The sequence below is a fragment of the Ferrimonas balearica DSM 9799 genome, assembly GCF_000148645.1.
GTDB lineage: Bacteria > Pseudomonadota > Gammaproteobacteria > Enterobacterales > Shewanellaceae > Ferrimonas > Ferrimonas balearica.
The window spans coordinates 142415-167388 of sequence record NC_014541.1 but is presented as its reverse complement, the minus strand read 5'-3'; the positions used below and the strand labels follow the sequence as shown (position 1 = coordinate 167388).

Sequence of the window (24974 nt, the reverse complement as noted above, 5' to 3'; positions counted from 1 at the left end):
GCAGACTCGGTCAGACGGAAACGGGGTATAGCGTAACCCTTCAGCGCCAGTGGTAGTAGCCCAGGGCGCGACGGATTTTCCATTTGCGCAGCAGATTCCAGGGCTTGGGCCGCACCCCCTGGGCCACCACCTGTTCCACCGCCACCAGCACCCGCTCGCTGGCACCGCCATCGAGTTGCGGATGCACCTGCCCCAGATACTGCTCAATCTCTGCGTTCAGGGCCGCGCTGGGTGCCAGCCCCTGGGTCAGCTGAGACGCTAATTGGGTCGGGTCAGCGAAGTCCAACAGGCACGGCTGCGGCTGGCTGTTCTTATAAGTCACCACCACTTTGCCGAGCATCAGGGCTTCAGTCACCGCACTGGAGGTGTCCGACAGCACCACGTCCCCCTCACCAAACACTTTGAGCAGGTCCGCCTCGTTGCTGACCTGCAGGAACGGGCCTTCAATGGCGCGATACCGGGCCACCCACTCCGGGTCCATCTTGGGATGGAACTTCACCACGAAACGGAACGTGCCCTGCTCACTCAGTGATTTGATCTGGGGAAACAGGTCCGGCACCGAAGTCAGGGCCGGCGAGAAAGTGGGCGCGTAGATTACAGTGGGCGGGTCAGTACGCTGGTGGCTCTGCTGCCCCAGGTAGGGGTCCATCTTGGGCCAGCCGGTTTCGATCACCTCGAAGTAATCGCCGTGCTGCTGCCCCAGTTTTCGGAAGCGGTCGGTGGTGATGGGGCCGTGGGTGCAGTAAAGGTCAAAGAAGCCGCGAATGCGGAAGTGGCCCTTTTTCTTCCACTCCAGCCCGTGAAACACCTGCACCTTAACGCCGGGGAAGAAATCCGGCACCACGTTGCCCGGCACAAACACCGCACGGGGTTGGTAGGCTTGCACCTCCGCCACACTCATCAGCGCAGTTTCATCGTCAGCCAACCCGCTGTGCTGCACCTTGTCGCCCTTGAGAAACCAGCGCACTTCCCCGCCCTGCTCGCGGATTTTGGCCTGCAATGGACGGAGAATGGAGAAGGAGTAGGGTTGCTCGATGTAGAACAGGTAACGGTGCATAACGGACGTTCTTTGCGGGAAAAGTTCAGTGTACGTGGCCGGGCCAAAACGGCAAACCGCCCGCAAAAAAGCGGGCGGTTTCAGCGCAGTGGCGTGTCAGCGGCCAATCAGCGCTGACTTGATGCGGCGGATGGTCTTGCGCAGCAGCGAGAGTTGGCTGCCCTGCTGGTAGCGCCCCTTCTCGGCATGGCGGATAAACAGCACATTCGGCACCTCAATCGGCGTGCCCTGAGTGCCCAGCAACCAGCGGAAGGCGCGGTCTTCGTAGCACTTGCTCCAGCGCGGCATCGGCTTCTGATACACCTTGAGGTCCGGGCAGTAACCGCAGGCGCGAGCCACATCACCGTGGGCGATCTGAATCGGTCCGGTGGCACGGCTGAACTTGCGCACGGAGAAGCGGGTCAGATCCAGCTCCATCAGGCGGGGGTGACGCTTGGCTTCCAGGATCAGCGGATCATCTTTGGACAGCAGCTCAGTGGCCAGCATCTGTTGCGGGTAGACCAGGTAGTCCTGACGCCCCTCCAGCTGTTTGGCCAAAGCGTCCAGCGCGCCTTCGTGGAACACCACGTCACAGTCGGTAAACCAAACCCAATCCGCTTCGGTAGCCTTGGCGGCACGGTTACGGCCAATGGCCCGACGGAACAGCTCCTCCTTGGCCATCGGCTGGAAATTCCAGCGAACGTTCTCCACCGACATCGTCCGGAAGAAATCGAGCAGCCGCACGGTGTCCTCATCCTCTTCGGAGTAGAACACGGTGTGCACCACCTGAAGGGCGGTGGGCGGGTAGTTGACCAGCGAGCTCAGCTGATACAGCTGAAACTCGGAATACTTCCAACAGTGGCTGACAATCTCCAGGGTCAGCGGTGCCTCGGCAGGCGTCAGGGCACTCTGTTCCGGCAACGCTTTATTGAACCACCGGCCCGGGATACCACCAGATGCTGCCAAACGCAGGCTGGCCTCGACGATCTTCTCGCCAAGGGTGAACTCTGATGCGTGTCGCTCTGTCATAGAAACCACTCTGTTTACCGGGTCTGGGCCCGGTATCGGTCAGTAAAGCCGGCGATTATAGCCTGAAAAAACGGCCTCTTTCATCGCCAGCCGAGTTTGCAGATCAGCGCTTGGGCAACTGCCACTTGTCGCCCATCCAGCGGTCGAACTCCTGCGGCTTAAAGGGCGCAGTGCCGCCGGACGGCGCAAAGGTCATCTCGCCGAAGTAGATGGCGCCGTCGACGTTGTAGAAGTCGACCCGGCAGAAGTCGAAATCCTCAGCCAGCTTCTTGGCCAACTCAACCATCTTGTCAAAGTTCTTCGGCTTAACGAAAGGCACGTAGTCGTTCTTGACGTGGATCTCGAATGGCAGGATCTCCAACTGCTCGTCATAGAAGGTGATGGTGGCCCCCTTCTCACGACCGTAAGTCATCTGCAGCACCACTTCTGACTCGCCATTGCGGTTGAAAACGAAGAACTTGTAATCCTCCGCCCACTGCCCTTGCTCGCCACGCAATAGCCGCTCCACCAGCACCCGACGCGGGATCGGCTTGTACCACCACTCGCCGTTCTTCACCGCATAGGGCTTCTGCAGCTGCTTGTTGATGTTGGCGGCGATGGCATCGAAGTCCACCGGTTGGTTGGCCTGCACCATGTGCACAGGACCTGAGTTATGGTTGGCTTTCACCACAAACTCGCCATCCAGCCCCTTCAGGGTTTCAGCATCAATGTGCTCGCCGCTGTACAGCAACGGGATCAGGTACTCCTCGCCGATCTTCTCTTTGACGTAGTCCCGGGCCAGCAACTTATCGGCGCAAAGGGTGAAAAGCGGGTTGCGGTCGTAAATCTTGCGCCAGTGCACCTTCTCATTGAAGGTTTTCGGGTCAGACAGTGACAGCGGGTAGGACAACTTTTTGTAGAAGCGCAGTTTGGTGCCCAGATGACCGGGCAGGATGCGGTTCAGGAAGTCGTAAAAAATCACGGGGTAACCTCGACAGGAATGGCCCCGCCAACAGGGCGGGACGACGTCTTATTTGTTCAACAGCAAAGCCAGTTTGTGCCAGGCCCGCAGCGGCCAGTACGCGTTCACCGCACTGTACTGGTAGGGGGTCTTCACCTTGGGGTCGACACACTGCAGATAGGTTTCGGCCACCGGCAGTTCGGTCAGCGGACGGCGCTTAAACCCGGCCCAGTGCTCGGCACTTTGTTCCACAAAGCGCTTTGGCTCCATGCCAGACCACTTCTCCGCCAGCGCCACCGCCGCGGTTTTCTTTTTGCCCCGGTACACCGGCACCTGAGGCAGAAACATCACAAAGGGGTGCGCCATAAAGCCCATGCCGCCAAACATCTCATTGGCCTGACTGGCATTGGTTTGCTCACTGGCACTGAACTGCCAGCCCTTGGCCTTAAGGCGACCGGCATGGCCAATCACCACATCGGCATAACTGATGCCGCGGGGGTTTTTCTTCTCAGGATAATGACGGTAATAGCCGTGGAAATCCTCGAAAACGCGGGTGATTCGGTTGTCGCGCTTATGGCGCTGCCCTTTTAGGAACACCGGATTCAGAAACCCCTTTTCGGGGAACTGCTGGAAAAAATCCGCGATGTACTGGGCATCATCCTGCTCCAGTGGACGCACCAGCTGCATGTCGTCCTGGATAAACAGAATCCACTCGCTGGTGACGCTGTCCAGCGCCTGCTGCATGTTGTTGTAGAGACCACCGTGGCGGTCATCACCGCGGGCCTGCGGCTTCACCCAGCTGACCCCTTCAGGCAGATTGTTCAGCACCGCAAGGGTATCCGGGTCATCGCTGTTGTCGTCAATCACGTGTACCGGCACGCCGGGCGCGTAACGCAAACAGGAGTCGATGGCGTTGCTGAGAAAACGTCCACGATTGAAGGAGAAGATGTAAATCGTTAACTGGTCTTGAATCCGCATGTCCTATCTCTGGCAGGGCCAGCACCGAGGCCGGGAAAAGTTGGTCGCTAGAGTACCGTATTTGCTGTGTCGCTTCATCCATGCCATGCCGCGCCAGTGCACATCTCCACGCGGTTTTGTACGCTCGGGCTGTGGTTTTAAGGGCCGGACCGGGAGGGGAAACATCTCAGGCAATTCAGGTATACTACGCCGCAATCCGCCGCCGGTGCCGAGCGCCACAGTCGGCACCCGAGACCGTAAAAGCAAGGCTAAACCATGACCCACCCGCAGATGAACATCGTGCTGTCCGGCGACGACAACTATTCCAAGTACATGGCCGTCACCATGCAGAATATTGTCCACTTCCTGGCCCCGGGCACCAAGGTGAACTTTCTGATCCTGGATTCCGGCATCCGCCCGGAAAGCAAAGCCAAACTGCAGCAGTTTGCCGACACGCTGGATCAGGTTCAGATCCACATCTTCGACATCGTGGAGCACTACGCTGACGAGCTGGCCAAACTGGCGCCCTACCGTCACGGCAGCAAAAAGAACACCATCACTGCCGGCACTTACGGTCTGTTCTTTGTGGCAGAAGCCTTCCCCGAGTTCGACAAGGCGCTCTATATCGACGTTGATGTCATCGTGCGCCAGAACCTGCAACCGGCCTTTGATACCGATATCGAGGACAAGTACGGCGCGGTGGTGCGAATGCTGACCCACGCCCAGCTGGGGTCTCTCAAATCCTCCCGCTCCGGCAAGCCGTTCCCGCAGAACTTTCAGGACCTGTTTGGCAAGAGCAGCGAGAACTACTTCAATGCGGGCGTGCAGCTGCTGAACCTGAAGCGGATGCGGGAAGAGAAGGTGAAGGACCAACTGTCCGATACCCTGACCAATATCCCCTTGGAGGTGTTCCACACCGAGGTGAACTACCACAATCAGGACATCTTCAATGCGGTGTTTGCCGGCAAGGTCGCGTTCCTGCCGACCCGATACAACTGCCAGGTGAAGAACGTGAACAAGATTAAGCGTCGCTTCCTGCGCCTGGGCCTGGATTTCTCCGAGTTCCAGCCCGAGTTCGAAAACCCGGCCATCATTCACTACTCTGGCCGCCGCAAGCCCTGGAATGACAAGAACCTGTTTGCCTCCGAGCTGTGGTGGGATGCCGCCAGCCGCACCCCCTTTGCCGAAGAGATTAACCAGAAATATCAGCAGGACCTGAGTAAAAAACTGAAAACCGCCAAGGGGCTGCTTAACTGGCTGTTCGACTTCCGACTCGACAAGAACCAGAAGCACATCAAGCTGTTCGGCATCACGCTGTTGCGGGACCACTAAAATCCAAAAGGCCGGGGCAATGACCCGGCCTTTTTTATTGCCCGTCACTAAACTGATCTAACATCAGGGGTCATTATGGAACCTAGGATAGCCACTGGCGGGGCTGCCCGCAGGCTAAGCCGGGTTCCAGCAATACATTCCGGACGATATTGACGCTACCATCAGAAAGTCAGGTCAAATCAATGGGTGAGATGAAGGGAATGGAAACGCATTCGGCTGGGAACGCCACATCGAAAGCCACGGTACTGTTGTTGCCCCCAACGGGCTGGCAGGGGGAAGCGCTGCTGGCCAGCTACCGGGCGCTGGCCATGGCGCTGGCGCAGCATACTGAAGTTACGGTTCAGTGGGCGGGTTATCAGCAACTGCCCAATCAGTTGGCCTTTAAGGCGATTCCCCACTTTTTGGCCCGCCACCCCGGCACCACAGTGATCAGTCACTGTCCCCTCCCGCCATCATGGCCTCTGGCCGGTGCCCGAGTGATCCTCACCCTGCTGCCGCACCAGCTGGCCAACCTGCCACGCCGCAGCCAGGTGGACGACATCTGGTTGCTGGACGGTGCCGCCCTGCCACTGCTCACCAGACTCAAACTGGCACTGTGGCATCGGCCACGGCCCACCACCTATTCGCTGTGGCGACCACCGGTGACGGGCACCACGGATGCCCTGCCCGGCTATCTGTTCCTGTTGAGTCAACGACTCAGCCCTGCCGAGCGGGAGTTGGTCAGTGAAGTGGCCCAGGTGGTGTCCATTCAGCGCCAGTGCCCGGTCTACCTTTGGCTCAATGGCAGCCCGCCCCCCGGATTACGGGGCGTAACCTTGTTGCCGGAGCAGGACGAAACGGCCTTACAGCAACACCTGAATCAAGCCCGCGCCATCATCAGCGACCAGTGGCACTGGCTATTGTGCGGTGCCCACGCCGAACGGCCTACCCTGGCCCTGACCGAACCGGGCACCCCGCTGCAAAAGGGCTGTCACCGCTTGGGTATCGGCACCGAATCCGTTCAACGCCAGGCGCTGACGCAGGCTGTGCTCAGCCTGACCGAGGCGCCGATAGGGCAACCGGCCAATCAGCTCGATGTCGCCATTAAGCAGCTCGCCCAACAATGGGATGGCCCTCTGGGTTCCGACGCGGTATCTGGCTACACTAGCCCGTAATCCTTTCATCAGTGACTGAACAGCATGAGCCAAACCGCAATTTACCCCGGCACATTTGACCCCATTACCAACGGCCACCTGGACCTGATCCAACGGGCCAGCCGCATGTTTGATCGGGTGATCGTCGGCATCGCCGCCAGCCCCTCAAAGCGCCCTCTGTTTACCCTGGAGCAACGGGTTGAGCTGGTGAACGCCGTCGTGGCAGAACTGGGCAACGTCGAAGTGGTGGGATTCTCCGGCCTGCTGGCCGATTTTGCCCGGGAGCAGAATGCCCGGGTGCTGATCCGCGGCCTGCGCGCGGTGTCCGACTTTGAGTACGAGTTCCAGCTGGCCAATATGAACCGCCGCCTGAACCCGGAATTGGAAAGCGTGTTCCTGACCCCGTCCGAGGAGAACTCCTTTATCTCCTCCAGCCTGGTCAAAGAGGTGGCGCTGCACGGTGGCAACGTCACCGAGTTCCTGCCCGAAGTGGTCCAAAACGCCCTCAAGGACGCCCTGGCAAAACGCTGAATGATTAACGCTGGCAGTGGCCGCAGTAAACGGTGGCCCGCTGGCCCAGCTTAATCTCTTTCAGCTGCGCGCCACACTGAACGCAGGCCTGGCCACCCCGGCCGTAGACATTAAGCTGCTGCACAAAGTAACCGGGCTTGCCGTCCGCCTGAGTGAAATCCTTTAAGGTGGTGCCCCCCTGCTGAATCGCCCGGGCCAGCACCGCCTTGACCTCCTCCACCAACTTGGCCAACCGGGCCTTGCTCAGATTGCCTGCAGCCCGTTTGGGGTGGATACCTGCCGCAAACAGCGCCTCATTGGCGTAGATGTTCCCCACACCCACCACCACGTGATTGTCCATAAGGGCGGTTTTGATGGCGCTGGTCTTGCCTTTCAGTGCGGCCGCCAGCTGCTCGGCGTTGAACGCGGCCGTTAATGGCTCCGGCCCCAGCTTGTTCAGCAATGGCTGGGCATCCAGCGGCAACTGCCACCAGATGGCGGCGCCAAAACGGCGCGGGTCATTGAGGCGCAGCACCGCACCACTGTCGAGCACCAAATCAAGATGATCATGCTTGCCCGGCTCAGGCACCGGATCCAACACCCGCAGGCTGCCCGACATGCCCAGGTGCAGTATCAACACCCCGGCCTCGGTATCCACCAGCAGGTACTTGGCGCGTCGGGTGACGCTGAGGATGGTCTGGCCGACCAGTTGTTGGATTAGCGGGTCAACCGGCCAGCGCAGCCGGGGATTGCGGACAATAACCTCTTCCACCACCCGGCCCTCAAGATGGGGGGCAATCCCCAGGCGGGTGACCTCTACCTCCGGCAACTCCGGCATGACGTCTCCTTATTTCGATGCAGGAGCGGCCGTGTTGTCGGGGGGCAGCAGATGCTGCATCTCCTGGTTCACCAGGCGCCACCACTGAGACTGCCCCAACATCTTCACAGCCGCTTGTTGCGGGTACAGTAACGCGGTTTGCGGTGCGGAACCATCATCCAGGTAGACATCCACCTGTACCGGGCTGTCAGGCAGCGGTTGCGGTTCGCCCACCGGTACCAGGCGGGCCGAACGCCAGGCCGCCAGCAGAGCATTCAGGCGGGCTTCACTGACCACCGGGCTGGAGCGAACCCCATCGGCTTCGGCGCGCACCACCAGGTCGCCATAAACCAGCGCTTCGATCTCAGCTGACTCAGGCAGCAAAGGAAAGCTGTTGCTGTTCGGACCGGTGAGTCGACCAGTGGAAAACAGCAATGCACCAGCCCCTATCACCAGAAAAATGAGCCAGTTGTTATAAGTTCTTCGGGATCGAGCCATACCCTGCCTCCTCCAAGCGAATGGTGGAACTGAACCCATTCAACCCTTTATCGGCCGGTTTGTCAGCCACTTAAAAAAAGCGGCCTTCCCAAATGGGAAGGCCGAAGCTGTGTGAGTTTTTGCAGGGATGCGATGAAAAATGCTGTCATCACAAAACCACCATACTCCGCCCCAACACCAAATGCAAACAATTATCATTTGCATAATGTTATTTAAGAAACCCGTTGCCCGGATAACAAAAAACCCGGCCGAGGCCGGGTTTTCGCGAGAGGCAAAAATCAATTACTTGATCTTGGCTTCTTTGTACATAACGTGCTGACGGATGGTCGGATCAAACTTCTTGATCTCGAATTTTTCCGGCATGTTACGCTTGTTCTTGTCGGTGGTGTAGAAGTGACCGGTACCAGCAGAGGAAACCAGGCGGATCTTCTCACGAATGCCTTTCTTAGCCATCGTTCAGCTCCTTAAATCTTTTCGCCGCGGGCGCGCAGTTCGGTCAGAACAGCTTCGATGCCCTTCTTGTCGATAATGCGCATGCCCTTGGTGGAAACACGCAGCTTAACGAAACGCTTTTCACCTTCAACCCAGAAACGGTGGGTTTGCAGGTTAGGCAGGAAACGACGCTTGGTAGCGTTGTTAGCGTGGGAACGGTTGTTCCCGGTTACCGGGCGCTTGCCAGTAACTTGACATACTTTAGACATTTCAGTCTCCAAAACTTTGCTCGAGCTATCACTGTGCCTCGTATGGCCGTCGCCCGAGGCACACGAAGGGCGCATTTTATACAAGATCGCCTGGTAAAGATCAAGCGATCGACGCCGACAAGATCGGCTTTCACAGCCAACCTCGTTCGGCAAAGGAGCAGGATTGTCCCCGTCCGACCACCAGGTGGTCGAGTACGGAAACGTCCACCAGGGCCAGAGCCTGCTGGATTCGGCCGGTAATATGACGGTCGGCTTGGCTGGGCTCGGCCACCCCAGAAGGGTGGTTGTGGGCCAGTATCACCGCCGCCGCATTCGCTTTCAGCGCAGTCTTGACCACTTCCCGGGGGTAAACCTGGGCCGCGTCAATGGTGCCGCGTGAGAGTTCAATGGTCTGAAGCACGCGATGCTGGCTGTCTAACAACAGCAGCATAAAACGTTCCTCTTCCAACCCCTGAAGGCGATGCCGAAGGTAATCCCGGACGGCCTGTGGCGAGGTCAGCGGTTCACCGCGTTGCCACTGCACCGCAAGATAGCGGCGGGCCAGTTCCAAGGTGGCATGCAATTGTACGTATTTCGCTTCGCCAAGGCCACGAATTGCGCAAAATTGTTGCTTCGACGCATTCAACAAGTGACCCAAATCGCCAAACTCATCGAGTAACTGCCGGGCCAGGGCCACAGCGCTGGTGCCCGGCACGCCGGTGCGAAGAAAAATCGCCAGCAATTCGGCGTCACTTAACGCTTCCGGCCCCTGTTTCAGTAAACGTTCTCGAGGTCGTTCTGACGCGGGCCATTGGGCTATCGATTTACCGTCCATGGGCAGCCGTCCTTGCCGAGTTCATCCCATATCTGTGTTATCTTAGGCCCAATTTTGGGCAACCGGCTAACAGCATGAGCCTATCGAATCGCAACATCCTGCTTGGGGTCAGCGGTGGCATTGCCGCATACAAGGCCCCCATCCTGGTACGACGCCTGCGCGAGCAAGGCGCCAATGTCCGCGTGGTGCTGACCAAGGGCGCCAAAGCCTTTGTCACACCGATGAGCCTGCAGGCGGTCTCCGGCCATCCGGTGGTGGATGACATTCTCGACCCGGCCACCGAGTCCGCCATGGGTCATATCGACCTGGCCCGCTGGGCCGATGCGGTGATCATCGCGCCGGCCAGTGCCAACCTGATTGCGCGTATGGCCGCCGGCATGGCTGATGACCTGCTGACCACCGCCTGTCTGGCCACCTCAGCACCGGTCTACCTGGCCCCGGCCATGAACCAGCAGATGTACCTGCATGCCGCCACCCAGGCCAACCTGGCCACCCTGCAACAGCGGGGCGTCATCCTGTGGGGCCCGGACAGTGGCGACCAGGCCTGTGGCGAAGTGGGCCCGGGTCGGATGTGGGAACCGGAAGCGATTGCCGCCGCCACCGTTGAAGCCCTGAACGCCGGGCCCAAACCGCTGGCGGGCAAGAAGCTGCTGCTGACCGCCGGCCCCACCCGGGAGGCGCTGGATCCGGTGCGATTTATGTCTAACCACAGCTCCGGCAAGATGGGCTTTGCCCTGGCTGAGCAAGCGGTGGCCTTGGGCGCCGAGGTAACCCTGGTCAGCGGGCCGGTGTCTCTGGCCACGCCCGCCGGCGTCACCCGCATCGATGTGGAATCCGCCGAGCAGATGCTTGAAGCGGTACTGGCTGCCCTGCCCGGTCAGGACATCTTTATCGGCTGCGCTGCCGTGGCGGACTACCGCCCCCTGGCCGTGGCCGACAACAAGATCAAGAAGTCCAATGAGCGAATGGTGGTTGAGCTGGTGCGCAACCCCGATATCCTTGCCACGGTTGCCCAGCAACAGCCCCGTCCCTTCACGGTCGGGTTTGCCGCTGAAACGGATAATGTGGAACAATACGCCCGCGACAAACTGGCCCGTAAGGGGCTGGATTTGATCGCCGCCAACGACGTGTCCAAGCCAGACCAGGGCTTTAATGCGAACCATAACGCCCTGACCCTGTACTGGGCCGACGGCCATAAGAGCCTCGGCCACAGCGACAAGGGGCAACAGGCACGATTGATGTTAGACACCATTGCGGATCACCTAGCCTGCCAATGAAAACGCCGATTGAACTGAAGATCCTTGATCCCCGCCTGGGGACCGAATGGCCCCTGCCCGATTACGCCACCCCCGGTTCCGCAGGGATGGATCTGCGCGCCATGCTGGACGCGCCCCTGACCCTGGAGCCGGGTCAGACTGAGCTGGTGCCTACCGGCCTGGCTATCCACATCGGCGACGCTGGCCTTGCCGCCACCATTCTGCCGCGCTCCGGCCTGGGCCATAAGCACGGCATCGTGCTGGGCAACCTGGTCGGCCTGATCGATTCCGACTACCAGGGCCAGCTGTTTGTTTCCTGCTGGAACCGGGGTCAGGACAGCTTCACCATCAATCCTGGTGAGCGCATTGCCCAGCTGATGTTCGTGCCGGTGGTGCAAGCCGAGTTCAAGTTGGTGGATGATTTCGACGCCTCTTCCCGCGGTGAAGGGGGCTTTGGTCACTCAGGGACCCAGTAAGACGGAGTTTGCTGCCCACATGGCAACTAACAACAAGAAAAACCGCCGCGAGCATATTCTGCAGTGCCTGGCGCGAATGCTGGAGACCTCTCCGGGCCAGCGCATCACGACCGCCAAACTGGCGGCGGAAGTCGGCGTATCGGAGGCGGCTCTGTATCGCCACTTCCCGTCCAAAGCCCGCATGTTCGAGGGACTTATCGAGTTTATCGAGGAGTCTCTGCTGACCCGCATCAATCTGGTCATGCAGGAAGAGAAGGACACCATGGTGCGTTGCCAGCTGATGCTGCAGCTGCTGCTGACCTTCGCCGAACGCAATCCGGGCATTACCCGTCTGCTGACCGGCGACGCCCTGACCGGCGAGCAGGACCGCCTGCGCGGCCGCATCAACCTGCTGTTCAACAAGGTGGAAACCAACCTCAAGCAAGCGCTGCGTGAAAAGAGCCTGCGTGAGGGCCAGGGCTTCTACCTGGAAGAGGGGATGCTGGCCAACCTGCTGCTGTCCTGGGCCGAGGGCCGCATCGCCCAATTTGTTCGCAGTGAGTTTAAGGAACTGCCGACCAAGAACTTCTCCGAACAATGGGCCTTTATTCAGCGCCAGCTGCTGCAAAGCTGAGCCAAAGCCCATAAAAAAACGCGCCTTAATGGCGCGTTTTTTGTTTGAGCGACCGACTCAGATGCCGTACTGCTCACGGTAGGCTTTTACCGCTGCCAGTTCCGCTTCACGGCCCGGTTGCTCCGCCAGGAAGCTGATCAGGTCGGACAGGGTCACGATGGACACCACCTGGCAGCCAAAGTCACGCTCCACTTCCTGAATGGCAGACAGCTCGCCCTTGCCCTTCTCCTGACGGTCCAGCGCGATCAGAACACCGGCCAGTTCTGCGCCGTTGTGCTGGATGATCTCCATGGACTCACGGATGGCGGTACCGGCAGTGATCACGTCATCCACCAGCATCACCTTACCCTTCAGCTCAGCGCCCACCAGGTTACCGCCTTCGCCGTGGTCTTTGGCCTCTTTGCGGTTAAAGCAGTAGGGCAGGTCCATCTCGTGATGGTCGGCCAGCGCCACCGCAGTGGTGGTGGCGATCGGGATGCCTTTGTAGGCCGGGCCGAACAGCAGGTCGAAATCGATGCCGGAATCCGCCAGGGCGGCAGCGTAGAAACGGCCCAGCTTGGCCAGATCGGAGCCGCGGTTAAACAGACCCGCATTAAAGAAGTAGGGGCTGGTCCGGCCGGACTTCAGGGTGAACTCGCCAAAACGCAGCACCTGGCGCTCAAGGGCAAATTCGATAAAGGCTTTTTGGTAGGCTTTCACATCAGACTCCTGGGTACAAAGACGCGGCCCTCAAAGGGGCCGCGTTTTATTCAATATTATCAATTGTTGTAAGCCGCTTTCTGAGCGGCAATGAGCTGTTCGATGCCGGTTTTGGCCAAGGCCATCATCTCCAGCATCTGCTCATAAGTGAAGGGCTCGCCCTCTGCGGTGCCCTGCACCTCAATGATGCGGCCATCCTCGGCCATCACCACGTTCATATCGGTCTCAGCGCTGGAATCTTCCACGTAATCCAGATCGCACACCGCGTGCTCACCAACAACGCCCACCGAGATGGCGGCAATCTGCTGCTTGAGCGGGCTGACCTTCAGGACGCCCTTGGCCTTCAGGTGGTCAATGGCATCCATCAGCGCCACACAGGCACCGGTAATGGCGGCGGTGCGGGTACCGCCGTCAGCCTGGATGACGTCACAGTCGATGGTGATGGTCACTTCACCCAGAGCTTCCAGATCCACGGCGGCGCGCAGGCTGCGACCGATCAGGCGCTGGATCTCCATAGTGCGGCCACTCTGCTTGCCACGGGCCGCTTCGCGGTCGTTGCGGCTGTGGGTGGCGCGCGGCAGCATGCCGTACTCGGCGGTGATCCAGCCCTGGCCTTTTCCACGCAGGAAACGCGGCACGCTCTCTTCGACCGAAGCGGTACAGATCACCTTGGTGTTACCAAACGCAACCAGCACGGATCCTTCGGCATGAGCCGTAAAGTTTCGGGTGATGGAAACCGGACGCACCTGGTCCGCAGCTCTGCCATTCGAACGCATATCGTTAACCTGCTTAGTGGGAAAGAGGCGCCATTATAGCGGCAGTCGCGACGAGACGGTATCGCCTCCCGGAATCCACGCGTCGACGGTGTATTCACCAAACCGAGTGAGTATACTGGCAGCACTTCGATTTGATTCGGGCATACCTCGACATGATCCACAGCATGACCGCCTACGGCCGCGGTGAACTCAAAGCCGACTGGGGCACCGCCTCCTGGGAAATTCGCTCCGTTAACCAGCGTTACCTGGAAACCTACCTGCGCCTGCCCGAGCAGATGCGCGGCCTGGAGCCGGTACTGCGCGAGCGCCTGCGTCAGCGCCTGACTCGAGGCAAAGTGGAAGTCACCCTGCGGTTCGATCTGGCCCAGCAGGTGGACACCCTCAATATGAACGAGTCCCTGGCGCGCCAGCTGGTGGAAAAAGCCCAGCAACTGCACACCATGGCCGGCATCGGCCAGATCCAGCTGGTCGACCTGCTGAAGTGGCCCGGTGTGCTGGAAAGTGGCGAGCAGGACATGGACCAGATCAGCCAGGACCTGCTGGCCAAGTTTGACGATGTGGTGGATGACTTTGTCGACGCCCGCGCCTCCGAAGGTCAGGCCCTGGAAGCGATGATCCAGCAGCGTCTGGAAGGGATCAGCACCCAGTCTGCCTACGTTCGTGAGCGCATGCCGCAGATCATGGAATGGCAGCGTCAGAAGCTGAACGACCGTCTGGCCGACATCAAAGAGGAGCTGGACCCCGCCCGCTTCGAGCAGGAGATGATTCTGCTGGCCCAGAAGATGGACGTGGCCGAAGAGCTCGACCGCCTCGACGCCCACGTGGCCGAGACCCGCAAAATCCTCAAGAAAGGGGGCGCCTGTGGCCGCCGCCTCGACTTTATGATGCAGGAGTTCAACCGCGAGTCGAACACCCTGGCCTCCAAGTCCATCAGCGCCGACATCACCGCCGCGGCAGTAGAGCTGAAAGTGCTGATTGAGCAGATGCGCGAGCAGATCCAGAACATCGAGTAACGGCTCGGCCGCGATACGGTGTCACAAAGAAGGCCCGCAGGGAGTTGTCCCGCGGGCCTTTTTCTTTTGACCAATCAACCGCAGCCGCTTTTGCCACCCTGGCGAACGATAAGCGCAATCGATAATCCGCAGTACTGCTCACAGCACCGTGCGTCGTATGATTTCGGGCGATGTGATAGCTGACTTTTTGGGCACGCCGCCAAGCGGGATGGCAGCCCTTCACGCTACCGCACAATGACTTCTGAGCGCACGGGTGAATAGAGTCATCACACAACTCCAACCACTCCAAACCCCTCCCCGTTTCAGCTTTTTTATTGCGCGACAAACACGTTCTCATGTCTAATTTGCCACCCGAGTAGCAAATCTCTTACAGCACGTGCGATTTTGTTGATGTTTTTCAACATGGTAGAATGGCGCGCAGAACTAAATGACAGGCGAGATCATTCGTTGGAGTGAACCAAACTCGCCGACCGAAAGGACGCAAGATGCCGAATGCTATAGCTGAGTCATCCGGGGTACTCACGGACGACGCGCGCCGAATCCTGTTTGCCAGCCAGCGCCAACTTGCGCCATTGCGTGGCAATCTGTTTCAGCCGGAAAAGGGCGCCCTGCCCGATTCGTTACTGGTCACCAGCGCCCGTCGGGGCGAGGGCAAAACCACCACCGCCATTGCCCTGGCTTACGCCCTGTCGCAACACAGTGCTTCGAAAGTGCTGCTGGTCAGTGCGGATGCCGCCACCAGCCCACTAGCGCGCCTGTTTCAGTTGGACGGCAGCAAAGGGTTGGGGCAATACCTGCTGGGTGATGACAGCGCCCAACCCCACCCATCGGAATTTGAACGCCTTGATGTGATGCCCTGGGGCGAGGGGCCCCGCACCCTCTGGCAACAGAGCAGTGAGTCGCTGAAAGCCCGTTGGCAGGCACTGCTGGCTCAGTATGAGGTGGTGGTTGTCGACGGCCCTGCGGTGCTGGATACCCCGGAAACCCAGGCCATCCACCAACATGTTGCAGCCACCTTGCTGGTGCTGCAGTGCGAGGTCACCAAATGGCAGGTGGCTCAAGTGGCGCTGGAGCGCCTCAACAGCGCCGGTGGTCACGTCATCGGCACCGTGATGAATCAACGTCGCTACTACGTACCGGGCCGTCTCTATGGCAAGTTCTAACGCTTTGTTCCGCACCCTGTTGGCGGCCCTGACACTGTTTGTAATGTCGGGCTGTGCCACCAATGACTTTCCGATCGGCGAAGAGGTCACCCTGTCTCAGGACACCTTCTCCTTTACCGAGCCGGAGTTCCAGATCCTCTCTCAGTACCGCATCGTACCGGGCGACCAGCTCGACGTGCTGTTCCAGATCCAGACCTGGTCCCGGGAGAAGGCCTACCGCATCTCGCTGGGCGATACCGTGTCTGTCCGCTTTGTGAATGCGCCGGAGCTGGATCAGGAGCAGAAAATCCTGCCCGATGGCACCGTCGCCCTGCCCTACATCGGCGCCGTCAACGTCTACAACAAGACCACCGACGAGCTGACTGCCGAGCTGCGTGCCGCCTACAGCACCATCCTGCGCGACCCGCAGATCTACGTCACTCTGCCGGAGTATCTGACCCAGATCCGCGAGCTGAAAAAGGACCTGCACACCGCCTCACGTGGTTTGAGCCGTCTGGTCACCGTGCGCCCGGATGGCTTCGTTACCTTCCCGATGGTGGGTGACCTGTACGTGGCTGACCGCACCATCCAGCAGGTCAACGCTGAGCTGAACGATAACTACAGCAAGATCAGCAACAGCCTGCACGTGGACCTGTTCCTGGAGAAACACGCCGGATCCCAGATCTACGTCCTGGGTGAAGTCGGCAAGCCCGGCGCCATCAAGATCAGCAAACCCACCTCGGTGGCACAGGCGCTGGCCATGGCCGGCAGCCACAGTCAGTCCGCGCGCCTCGACCACATTGTCGTGGTACGACGCCAGGGCAAGAAACTGGTGGGCACCCGGGTTGATCTGGACAGCGCGCTGCAGCTGGGCGCCGGCAGCAGCCACTTCTACCTGATGCCCGACGACGTGGTGTACGTCCCAAGCACCTCCCTGGCCACCGCCTCCGCGGTGATGCGTCAGCTTGCTGATGTATTGCTGCTGTACCGCGGCTGGGGCTTCAGCTTCCGACCGAGTGACAACTGATGCAGAACGTGAGCAACGCTTCCTGGGAGCGAAATGCCCAGGGCACCGAGAACCCGTTGCGGGAGCTGGTCACCATCCTGTTTATGCAGAAATGGCTGATCCAGCGGGTCGCGGCGCTGGTGTTCCTCGCCGTACTGGCGGTGCTGCTGTTCTGGCCCTCGGTTTACCAGATCGACTCCACCGTGCTGCTCAAGTCCAAGCAGGTGGAGACGTCACCGGAGATGCTGGAAGAGACCATGTTGCGGGTCAACCCGGTCAACGAGGATGACCTGAACTCCGAAGTCGCCATCATCACCTCGCAGGCGGTACTGCGCCGCGCGGTGAACAAGATGGTTGAGCAGGGGCTGTGGCAGGCGCCGGAAGAGGAAGCCGATCTGGTTAAAGCCACCCGTGGCCTGGAAGCCAAGCTGACCACGCAAGTGGTGCCCTCCTCCAAGGTGATCCGGATCAGCCTGGCCTGGTCTGATCCGGAAGAGGGCAATGCCCTGCTGACGGCGGTGATCAACAGCTACCTGTCCTACCGCAGCACGGTGTTTGAGCCGGACACCCTGCGTGACCTGTTTACCCAGCAGACCGAAGACTACAGCAGTCAGCTGCAGCAACGCCGGGCTGAGAAGATGGCGCTGATCGAGACCCACCAGGCGGCCGCGCCCGCTCAGGAGATCGAGCAGAATCTGACGCTGCTTCGCGAACTGAAGCTGCAGCACAGCCGACTGGAGCAGGAAGCGCAGAGCCTTAATCACCGTGAGCAGAAGCTGACCCAGGCGCTGAACGAGAATGCCCTGCACTACTTCTCCTTTATCGATAATGTCACGGTGCAGAAGTTGACCACTGAGATCCAGATGCTGGTGGCCCGTCAAACCGAGCTGGAACAGGTGTATCTGCCGGAATCGCCACCGGCCGAGGCGCTGGATCACCAGATTGAGCAGACCTACCAAATCCTGCGTGACGAGATCGGCACCCTGCAGCAGGAACTGGCTGATCAGGTGGCGCTGTTGCGCGCCGACATCAACAGCCTGAACCAGAAGATGCTGACCCTGAGCCAGCGCAACGTCGAACTGCAGCAAGTGAAGCTGCAGATGGAGCGGCTGGACCAGGAGATTAAGCTGCTGGGCTTCTCCTACGAAACCTTCTACAAGCGCCGCGAACAGGCCCAGATCCAGAGTCGATTCAGCGACGAACACCTCAATGCTCAGGTGGTGGTACTGGTGCCGCCGGAGGCTCAGCTGGAGCCCCTGTTCCCGCGCTGGAAAACCATGCTGCCGCTGGGCTTGCTGGTGGCATTGATCACCGGTGTCTGCATCGGCTTTATCAACGAGTTCTTCGACCACAGCTTTAAGCGTGCCGAGGACTCCGAGCGCCACCTCGGTCTGCCGACCCTGCTGTCGATTCCGCAGATCGATGCCGCCCCTCAGCCCACTGCCAAAGGTCATCGATGAGTCAGATTGTGTCCCGTTCCATCAGTGCGCTGTTTCCCAAACAGCGCTGGAGCCGAACGCTGGAGCTGACAGCCGCCTGGCTGATGCTGCTGTGCGCCCTGCCCATGGGCCTGGTGTTTGCCCTGATCATCAAGCTGCAGGATGGCGGCCCGGTGTTTTACCGCGGCACCCGTCTGGGCAAAGATCGTAAGCTGTTCACGCTGTATAAGTTCCGCACCTTGGTGCCCAATGCCGAAGCGATCATCGGGGCCAACCTGCTCAAGCCAAGCCAGCAGCTGGAAACCCCTTTTGGTAAGTTCCTGCGCGATACCCATCTGGATGAACTGCCCCAGGTGCTGTGCGTGATCAAAGGCGATATGGCGCTGATTGGCCCGCGCCCGGAACGGCCAGCGGTGTACGAAACCATGTGCCGCGAGATCCCGTTTTACGACCACCGTTTTCGGGTCGCCCCGGGCATGCTGGGTTACTCCCAGCTGTTTACCCCCCACGGCACCGATAAGCGCATCCGCAGCTTTATCGACAACGTCTACATCAACCGCCGTCGACTGCACTCCGACCTGCTGTTCTTCTTCCAGGCCAGCCTGGTGCTGACCCAGCGTCTGGTGCGCCACTGCTGGCGCCTGCTGAAGATCACCGGCGGCCGTGTCATGTTCGGCCAACAGTGGAGCGAGCGGCGCCATACCCGCCGCCATAAGCCACGCTACGCCAAAGTCCATATCCAGTGTCAGCCGCCGGTGCAGGGCCACATCGTCAACATCACTTACGATGCCATGTTGATCGCCCTGTCCCATCCGCTGGAGAACCCTGAGGCCGAGCTGGAGCTGGTTCTGCGCACCCACTTTATCCGCAAGGCCCGTTTCCGCACCAAGCTGTGCCGGGTGCGCGGCACCGTGATCAGCGCCCGCAGCACGCCGGAAGAGCCCCACTGTTATCTGGTGCGCATTGCCGAAGCCACGCCGCTGAACCGTTACTTCCTCAGCAAATACTTTATGAGCTGAACCATGGGCAGACTGGGCAACAATCTGGTTCTCACCACACTCCTGACCGGGTTGCTGCTGGCCACACTGGGGATGCTGGTCACCCCCTATTATTGGGCCGCCTGGGTGCCCGCCTTTGCCCTGCTGCTGTCACTGGTGGTCGCGCGGTCACCCCACTGGGGCTTTCTGCTGATGGTGGCCACCATCCCCTTCGGGGCCTACCGAAAAATCCTCGGCGACCGCATCGACATCGCCTGGCTGGTGGCCGCGCTGTTGATCGTCATCATCGCCATCGACCTGCTGGTGCGCCGCCGCCAGCTGTCCGATGCCCGCGCCCGGTTCTGGCCTCTGTTTGCGCTGTTTCTGGCGGTCAATCTGGTGTCCGTGGTGTTCAGCCCCTATGGCAGTGTCGCCGTCAAAGACCTGCTGTTGTGGCTGGCCGGGTGCGTGTTTATCGCCCTGCCACTGTTTCTGCTGCGACGTGAGGACCTCTACCGCCACCTGCCCAATGTGCTGATCGTCAGCATCGGCATCGGCGCCCTGCTGGCCCTGCTGGGCTCAGCGCTGGGGCTGGAGGGGCTGGCCGCGCAGAAGGGCGACATCAGCCGCGGCCTGGGCGGCACCCGCGACCCCAACAACATGGGCCTGATGCTGCTGTTTGGTCTGCCCCTGCTGGTGCATCGGGTGCTGTACAGCCCCCTGAAACGACAGAAATCCCTCTACGTCGCCCTGATCATCGTGTCGTTGCTGGCCGTGGCGTCCACCTACTCCCGTGGCGCCGTACTGATGCTGATGATCTGTACCGCCCAACTGGTCTGGCACTACCGCCATCGCCTGCAGGTGCGCCTGCTGGGGGTGGTGATCGCGCTGGTCGCACTGGGCGGGGCAGCCACCATGATGACCCTGCCCCAAAGCTTCTGGGAGCGTCAGCTCAGCATCACCGACAGCGGTGACAAATCCCTGAGCCGACGGGCCTCCTATCTGGTGGTGGGCTGGGACAGCCTGGCCGATGCCCCACTGCTGGGCCATGGCCCGGGCACCTTCCCGGAACGCTATGTGCGCTCGGACGAGGCCAAAGAGTTCAGCCGCGAGGGCAAAAGCGATCGTCGTTTCGCCCACAACAGTTATATGGAGGTGCTGGTAGGGTCAGGTCTGATCGGCTTTGCCCTGTTCCTCGCCATCCAGTACCGGGGCTGGCAGGACCTGCGTTTCAGCGAACGACGCTGGCAGTCGCTGGGCCAGTGGGCCCAGGCTGATCTGGTGGCCAGCTATCGCATCATGTTCCTGACCCTGCTGGCCTACCTGATGATCTTCAGTGACACCCACCATAAGTACTGGCTGTTGATCCTGCCGGTGGCGGCCCTGCTGCGCCGGGATGCGGAGCGTGCCGAATGATGCTGCTGTCGCTCAGCCTCGCTCTGCTGGTTCTGGTATTGCTGGGCTATCCGCTCTGGTGCCTGCGCCAAAGTCGTCATGCCCCGCAAACGATACCGGCCCCCACCACCTGGCCCAGCCTGTCGGTCCTTATCGTGGTACGAAACGGCGCAGACCGCATCGACGCCAAGCTGGCCAACACCTTTGGCCTTCACTATCCCGGGCCGACACCGCAGGTGCTGGTGTACGACGATGGGTCCAGCGACGACACCGCCGAACGGGTGGCGCGCTGGCCCGCGACCACCCTGCTGCGCAGCACCGAGCACCACGGCAAAATTGCCGGACTTAATGCCCTGGCAGAACAGGCCAGTGGCGAGGTATTGGTGTTCTCCGATGTGGACGCCCTGCTGGATGACAATGCCCTGTGTGCCCTTATTTCCCCGCTGTGCCAGCCCGGCATCGGCGGCGTGTGCGGACAGCGCCGGGTTCAGGGCAGCTCAGCATTGGCCCAGGCCCAGTCCGACTACATCGACTGGGACAGCCGCATCAAACTGGGGGAGAGCGCCCGGGGCAGCCTGACCAGCAACGACGGTAAGCTTTACGCGCTCTGGCGTCGGCTCTACCAGCCGATTCCCGCCGCCGTAACCGATGACCTGTACGCCGCCCTCAGCGTGATTGCCCAGCGACAGCGCTTTGTGTTTGCTCCCGGCGCCATTGCCCGGGTGCCGCTGCCGGTCCATCGCATGGCGCAGGAGATCCCCCGCCGCAGGCGGATCGTCGGTGCCAGCCTGAATGGACTGCGCCACCATCGCCGCTTGCTCAACCCCTGGCGTTACGGCCAGGTGGCCACCGGACTCTGGATCAACAAGGTGGGGCGTCGCCTGCTGCCTCTGGCCCTGCTGGGCCTGCTGCTGGGCAGCGCTTTGCTGGCGCCAACTCACCCCATCGCGGCACTGCTGTTGGTCCTGCAACTGGCCGGTTATGGCCTGGCCGCGCTCCATCCCTGGCTCGGGCCCCGTGCATTGCAACGAGTGGCGGAGCAGGCAACCTATTTTATTTTGGCCAACATCGGCATGCTGCTGGGTTGGTTCGACTTTATCACCGGCCGAGCCGCCCCAAAGTGGGAGCCGGAAAAAGGCTCAGCGCACACTGCAAAGGAGAATGATCAGTGACTAGCACCCCTCGATGGCCCCGACTGAGCCTGCTGGCCGCCAGCCTGATGCTGGTCGCCGGTGCCCAGGCAGCCCCGCTCGCCGGACAATGGCAGGCGGACACCGATGCGCTGATCTCGGGACAACGCCAGCAGATCACCCTGAACGTGCACTTTGATACCGACAGCGCCACCCTGTCGCAAGCCGATCAACAGGCATTGACCCAGCTGGCCGCTAAACTGGCGCCGATGCTGGACGGTCAGATGGCACTGGCCATCAGCGGCCACACTGACAGCGCCGGGGCTGAAGAGTACAACCTGGGGTTGTCGCAGCGTCGGGCCCAATCGGTCGCGCAGTTTCTGACGAGCCTGATGCCGGAACAGCACATCCGCATTGAGTCCCGCTACTTTGGCGAAACCCAGCCGCTGCAAAGCAACGACAGCGCCCGTGGCATGGCGGCAAACCGCCGGGTGGAGATCACCCTGGCTGCGCTTTATGCCCTTGGCGCGCAGGGTGGCCAACCCGCTGTCGGCCCGGCCACCAGCTTCTCACCGGACGGCGGTCTTGCCCTGGCTTCCGACCCCAGCGGGCGCCTGGCCCTGTGGCAACTGGCCGAAGGCTGTCCCCAATACACCACCGAAGTGAATGACAGCCCGGTGATGGCCTCCGCCATCTCCCCCAATGGGCGCCTCGCCGCCAGTGGTCATCTGGATGGCACTGTCCGCTTATGGGACCTCGCCACCGGTGACCTGATCAACACCCGCTATGGCCACGACGACACCGTGGTCGACATCACCTTCAGCCAGGACGGCAAATGGCTGTTCAGCGCCAGCCATGATCACAGCGCCGCCCTGTGGGATCTGACCGACGCCCGCCAGCACAAACTCGATACCGAGGGGGCCCTGCCGCTGAGTGCACTGACCGCCAACCACAATGGTCGACGTCTGGCACTGGGTGACATCGGCGGCAACCTGAGCCTGTGGAACCTGGCCACCCGCACTAAGGTGTCTGAGCAAAAACTGCTGCACGGGCGCATCAACGATATGGCGTACTCCAGCAATGACCGCTTCCTGGCCGTGGCCGGGGGTAACGGCGAACTGGTGCTGCTGGATACCGAAGCGGGTGAGTCCCATACCCTGAGCCACCCCTCCGCCCACGGCATTACCGCTCTGGCCTTCAGCCCGGACGGCCAGCGCCTGGCGACCGCCTGGAGCAACCAGCAGCTAGTGGTTTGGGATACCGCCAGTGGCCGTCGACTGCAGCAACGCCCCACCGAAGGCACCATCCATCGCCTCAGCTTTAACGCCAACGGCCACCTGTTGAACGGGGCCGGTGAAGCGACGCTGTCACAGTGGGACAGCGACCGTTTTGAACTGGTGCGCCAGCAGGATCTGGCCCGCCCGGACCATCAGCCCCAGCCGGGCCAGGCCGGGGAGATCTGGCGTGAGCCCACCACCGGCGTACCCTTTGTCTGGGTTGAGGGTGGCTGCTATATCCAGGGCTGTGACAGTGGGTCCCAGTCCTGCGCCAAAGACGAAACCCCGGCACACGAAGTGTGTGTGGATGGGTTCTGGATGGCGCAAACCGAACTGACCCAGGACCAGTGGCAAACTCTGATGCCCAGCAACCCCTCCCGCTACGCGCTGGGCGGTGACCACCCGGTTGAGCAGGTGTCCTGGTTCGATGCCCAACGCTTCACCTGCAAGCTTAACGCCACGAGTGAGTATGAGTTCCGCCTGCCCACCGAGGCCGAATTTGAATACGCCTGTCGCAACGGCGGCCAGAACACCAACTTCGGCAACGACGAGGTGGCCGCCGCCGCGGATGAGCTGCCCTCCAACCCGGCAAAGGTCAAAACCGGTGAGGCGATCCATATGCCGGTCAGCGCGTTACCGAACAACGCTCTCGGCCTGTCGGGCCTGAACAGCCACGTCTGGGAGTGGACACTGGACGTCTACGATAAGGCCGGTTACCAGGCCCATCGACGCCATAATCCGCTGTTTATCGGCGACAACGAGTACCACTTCCTTAGCGCCGACACCCACCGGGTGGAGCGGGGCGGTGGCTGGGATACCGGTGGCCGCTTCCAGAGCTGCCAGCGTCGTCAGTACGACCTGCCGGAAACCCGCGCCTTCTTTACCGGATTCCGGCTGGTGCGTCGCCCCTGATGCGTGACGCGCCCCGAGTTCTGCTGCTCGACCTGTCCCGTCACTTTGGCGGGGCCAGCAGTCGTGTACTGGGCCTGTTGGCCAACTATCCGCCGGGCCGGGCCTGGCTGGGTGCCCTGACCGACAGCGCCGTCTACCGCGAAGCCAAAGCGCGGGGGTTGCCGGTGCTGGGGTTGGGGCAGCACAAAGCGGACCCTCGCTTGCTGTCCCGACTGTGCCGGGCCTGCCGCGAGCATCAGATAGCGCTGATCGACAGCCACAATATCCAAAGTCAGTTCTGGGCCCACTGGGCCAGTCAGCGCTGTGGTGTGGCCCACATCACCACACTCAACTCCTGGTACGCCGACGAGTATCGCCAACAGTGGCGCGGCGCGCTGTACGCCCGCCTGAGTCGCTGGTTGCGCCCCGAAGGGCCGCTTATCGTGGTGTCCGATGCCATTGGGCAGGCCCTGCGCCAGCAGGGCGTGGCTGCAGAGCGGATCCATCTGGTGGCCAACGCCGTGGCCCCGGCTCCCACCCTCGAGGTTAACCGGGACGAGCTGGCCACCTCGCTGGCGCTGGCCCCCCAACGCCCCTGGGTATTGCTGGTGGCGCGACTGGAATCCGCCAAGCGGGTGGACCGCTTTGTTGACGCGATGGCGCGTCTGCCCGAGGCACAGGGCATCGTCGTCGGCGAAGGCAGCCTGATGGCCACCCTGCAGACCCAACGGCGCGAACTGGGCAGTGATGTGGTGTTTACCGGCACCCTGCCCCACAGCGAGACTCAGCGACTGATGGCGGCCTCTGATCTGCTGGTGCTCAGCTCCGACACCGAGGGCACTCCGCTGGTCCTGCTGGAGGGCGCCGCACTGGCCAAGCCCATGGTGGCCACCGCCGTCGGCGGCATCCCCGAGCTGTTTGACGATGGCGTGGAGGCCCGGCTGGTGGCCCCCGACGCCGCGGCGCTGGCAGCGGGCATCCAACAGCTGCTGACCGCTCCCGAACAGGGAGCGACTCTTGGCCACGCCGCCCGCACCCGATTGCTGGCGCAATTCAGCCCACAGGCCCAGCTGCAACACACCCTGGCGGCCTATCACGCCGCCCTTGAGTAGTTTCT

General features: G+C 61.0%; 26 protein-coding genes. 15 read left to right on the top strand and 11 right to left on the bottom strand.

The annotated features are described in order from the left end of the window. Positions 1-40: 40 nt before the first annotated feature. The 4 genes from FBAL_RS00750 to FBAL_RS00735 form a co-directional block, all read right to left on the bottom strand. On the bottom strand, positions 41-1057 hold the full coding sequence (locus tag FBAL_RS00750) for a CDP-glycerol--glycerophosphate glycerophosphotransferase (protein WP_013343663.1): 1017 nt from the start codon (positions 1055-1057) through the stop codon (positions 41-43). Positions 1058-1153: 96 nt separating this feature from the next. Continuing rightward, on the bottom strand, positions 1154-2065 hold the full coding sequence (locus tag FBAL_RS00745; RefSeq protein ID WP_013343662.1) for a glycosyltransferase family A protein: 912 nt from the start codon (positions 2063-2065) through the stop codon (positions 1154-1156). Between the two features lie 103 nt (positions 2066-2168). Beyond that, complete coding sequence (locus FBAL_RS00740) at positions 2169-3026, bottom strand: ATP-grasp fold amidoligase family protein (RefSeq protein ID WP_013343661.1); 858 nt, start codon at positions 3024-3026, stop codon at positions 2169-2171. Positions 3027-3074: 48 nt separating this feature from the next. Beyond that, positions 3075-3983: a glycosyltransferase family 2 protein gene (locus FBAL_RS00735; protein ID WP_013343660.1), complete on the bottom strand. Its 909-nt coding sequence runs from the start codon at positions 3981-3983 to the stop codon at positions 3075-3077. A 255-nt stretch (positions 3984-4238) separates the two neighbouring features. On the opposite strand from FBAL_RS00735, the gene FBAL_RS00730 reads away from it, so the two are divergent. The 3 genes from FBAL_RS00730 (at position 4239) to coaD (ending at position 6958) form a co-directional block, all read left to right on the top strand. Beyond that, the gene (locus FBAL_RS00730; RefSeq protein WP_013343659.1) at positions 4239-5294 is read left to right on the top strand and encodes a glycosyltransferase family 8 protein; all 1056 of its coding nucleotides are present in this window, start codon (positions 4239-4241) and stop codon (positions 5292-5294) included. A gap of 200 nt (positions 5295-5494) precedes the next feature. Further along, positions 5495-6448 carry a hypothetical protein gene (locus FBAL_RS00725; RefSeq protein WP_041251117.1) on the top strand — a complete coding sequence of 318 codons (954 nt, stop codon included), beginning with the start codon at positions 5495-5497 and terminating at the stop codon, positions 6446-6448. Positions 6449-6472: 24 nt separating this feature from the next. Continuing rightward, positions 6473-6958, top strand: a complete 486-nt coding sequence (gene coaD, locus FBAL_RS00720) for a pantetheine-phosphate adenylyltransferase (RefSeq protein WP_013343657.1) — start codon at positions 6473-6475, stop codon at positions 6956-6958. A gap of 4 nt (positions 6959-6962) precedes the next feature. On the opposite strand, the gene mutM is transcribed toward coaD, so the two are convergent. From mutM to radC, 5 genes are all read right to left on the bottom strand, one after another. After that, the gene (gene mutM / locus FBAL_RS00715; RefSeq protein ID WP_013343656.1) at positions 6963-7775 is read right to left on the bottom strand and encodes a bifunctional DNA-formamidopyrimidine glycosylase/DNA-(apurinic or apyrimidinic site) lyase; all 813 of its coding nucleotides are present in this window, start codon (positions 7773-7775) and stop codon (positions 6963-6965) included. A 9-nt stretch (positions 7776-7784) separates the two neighbouring features. Continuing rightward, entirely contained in the window at positions 7785-8189 is a 405-nt protein-coding gene (locus FBAL_RS00710) for a hypothetical protein (RefSeq protein WP_041251116.1), read from the bottom strand. 345 nt (positions 8190-8534) lie between these two features. Further along, positions 8535-8705 carry a 50S ribosomal protein L33 gene (gene rpmG, locus FBAL_RS00705; RefSeq protein ID WP_013343654.1) on the bottom strand — a complete coding sequence of 57 codons (171 nt, stop codon included), beginning with the start codon at positions 8703-8705 and terminating at the stop codon, positions 8535-8537. A gap of 11 nt (positions 8706-8716) precedes the next feature. Then, positions 8717-8953 carry a 50S ribosomal protein L28 gene (rpmB, locus tag FBAL_RS00700; RefSeq protein WP_013343653.1) on the bottom strand — a complete coding sequence of 79 codons (237 nt, stop codon included), beginning with the start codon at positions 8951-8953 and terminating at the stop codon, positions 8717-8719. 130 nt (positions 8954-9083) lie between these two features. Then, positions 9084-9767: a RadC family protein gene (radC, locus tag FBAL_RS00695; protein WP_013343652.1), complete on the bottom strand. Its 684-nt coding sequence runs from the start codon at positions 9765-9767 to the stop codon at positions 9084-9086. 74 nt (positions 9768-9841) lie between these two features. On the opposite strand from radC, the gene coaBC reads away from it, so the two are divergent. Genes coaBC through slmA form a run of 3 tightly spaced genes read left to right on the top strand, consistent with a single transcriptional unit; the run spans position 9842 to position 12112 of the window. After that, positions 9842-11044, top strand: a complete 1203-nt coding sequence (gene coaBC, locus FBAL_RS00690) for a bifunctional phosphopantothenoylcysteine decarboxylase/phosphopantothenate--cysteine ligase CoaBC (RefSeq protein ID WP_013343651.1) — start codon at positions 9842-9844, stop codon at positions 11042-11044. Then, positions 11041-11499, top strand: coding sequence for a dUTP diphosphatase (dut, locus tag FBAL_RS00685; RefSeq protein ID WP_013343650.1), 459 nt, complete (start codon positions 11041-11043; stop codon positions 11497-11499). Before coaBC ends, dut begins: the two co-directional genes overlap by 4 nt. A gap of 19 nt (positions 11500-11518) precedes the next feature. Beyond that, a complete protein-coding gene (gene slmA / locus FBAL_RS00680) occupies positions 11519-12112 on the top strand; it encodes a nucleoid occlusion factor SlmA (RefSeq protein ID WP_013343649.1) in 594 nt (197 codons plus the stop codon). Positions 12113-12169: 57 nt separating this feature from the next. Here the strand turns inward: slmA and pyrE are convergent, their stop codons facing one another. Continuing rightward, positions 12170-12811 (bottom strand): orotate phosphoribosyltransferase, encoded by a 642-nt coding sequence (pyrE, locus tag FBAL_RS00675; RefSeq protein WP_013343648.1) that lies wholly within the window; start codon positions 12809-12811, stop codon positions 12170-12172. Between the two features lie 59 nt (positions 12812-12870). Next, the gene (gene rph / locus FBAL_RS00670; protein WP_013343647.1) at positions 12871-13587 is read right to left on the bottom strand and encodes a ribonuclease PH; all 717 of its coding nucleotides are present in this window, start codon (positions 13585-13587) and stop codon (positions 12871-12873) included. Positions 13588-13739: 152 nt separating this feature from the next. Between rph and FBAL_RS00665 the strand changes: the two genes are divergently transcribed. The 9 genes from FBAL_RS00665 (at position 13740) to FBAL_RS19430 (ending at position 24969) form a co-directional block, all read left to right on the top strand. Continuing rightward, entirely contained in the window at positions 13740-14600 is an 861-nt protein-coding gene (locus tag FBAL_RS00665) for a YicC/YloC family endoribonuclease (protein ID WP_013343646.1), read from the top strand. 485 nt (positions 14601-15085) lie between these two features. Continuing rightward, the gene (locus FBAL_RS00660) at positions 15086-15763 is read left to right on the top strand and encodes a tyrosine-protein kinase family protein (protein ID WP_013343645.1); all 678 of its coding nucleotides are present in this window, start codon (positions 15086-15088) and stop codon (positions 15761-15763) included. Continuing rightward, the gene (locus FBAL_RS00655) at positions 15750-16769 is read left to right on the top strand and encodes a polysaccharide biosynthesis/export family protein (RefSeq protein ID WP_013343644.1); all 1020 of its coding nucleotides are present in this window, start codon (positions 15750-15752) and stop codon (positions 16767-16769) included. Before FBAL_RS00660 ends, FBAL_RS00655 begins: the two co-directional genes overlap by 14 nt. Next, positions 16769-18208 carry a GumC family protein gene (locus FBAL_RS00650; RefSeq protein ID WP_013343643.1) on the top strand — a complete coding sequence of 480 codons (1440 nt, stop codon included), beginning with the start codon at positions 16769-16771 and terminating at the stop codon, positions 18206-18208. Before FBAL_RS00655 ends, FBAL_RS00650 begins: the two co-directional genes overlap by 1 nt. Continuing rightward, complete coding sequence (locus tag FBAL_RS19440; RefSeq protein ID WP_013343642.1) at positions 18205-19206, top strand: sugar transferase; 1002 nt, start codon at positions 18205-18207, stop codon at positions 19204-19206. Before FBAL_RS00650 ends, FBAL_RS19440 begins: the two co-directional genes overlap by 4 nt. A 3-nt stretch (positions 19207-19209) precedes the next feature. Continuing rightward, complete coding sequence (locus tag FBAL_RS00640) at positions 19210-20580, top strand: O-antigen ligase family protein (RefSeq protein ID WP_013343641.1); 1371 nt, start codon at positions 19210-19212, stop codon at positions 20578-20580. Next, entirely contained in the window at positions 20577-21731 is a 1155-nt protein-coding gene (locus FBAL_RS00635; protein WP_013343640.1) for a glycosyltransferase, read from the top strand. Before FBAL_RS00640 ends, FBAL_RS00635 begins: the two co-directional genes overlap by 4 nt. Beyond that, positions 21728-23878, top strand: a complete 2151-nt coding sequence (locus FBAL_RS19435) for an SUMF1/EgtB/PvdO family nonheme iron enzyme (protein WP_013343639.1) — start codon at positions 21728-21730, stop codon at positions 23876-23878. Before FBAL_RS00635 ends, FBAL_RS19435 begins: the two co-directional genes overlap by 4 nt. Then, positions 23878-24969: a glycosyltransferase family 4 protein gene (locus tag FBAL_RS19430; RefSeq protein WP_013343638.1), complete on the top strand. Its 1092-nt coding sequence runs from the start codon at positions 23878-23880 to the stop codon at positions 24967-24969. The genes FBAL_RS19435 and FBAL_RS19430 overlap by 1 nt, the downstream gene beginning before the upstream one ends. Positions 24970-24974: the final 5 nt, after the last annotated feature.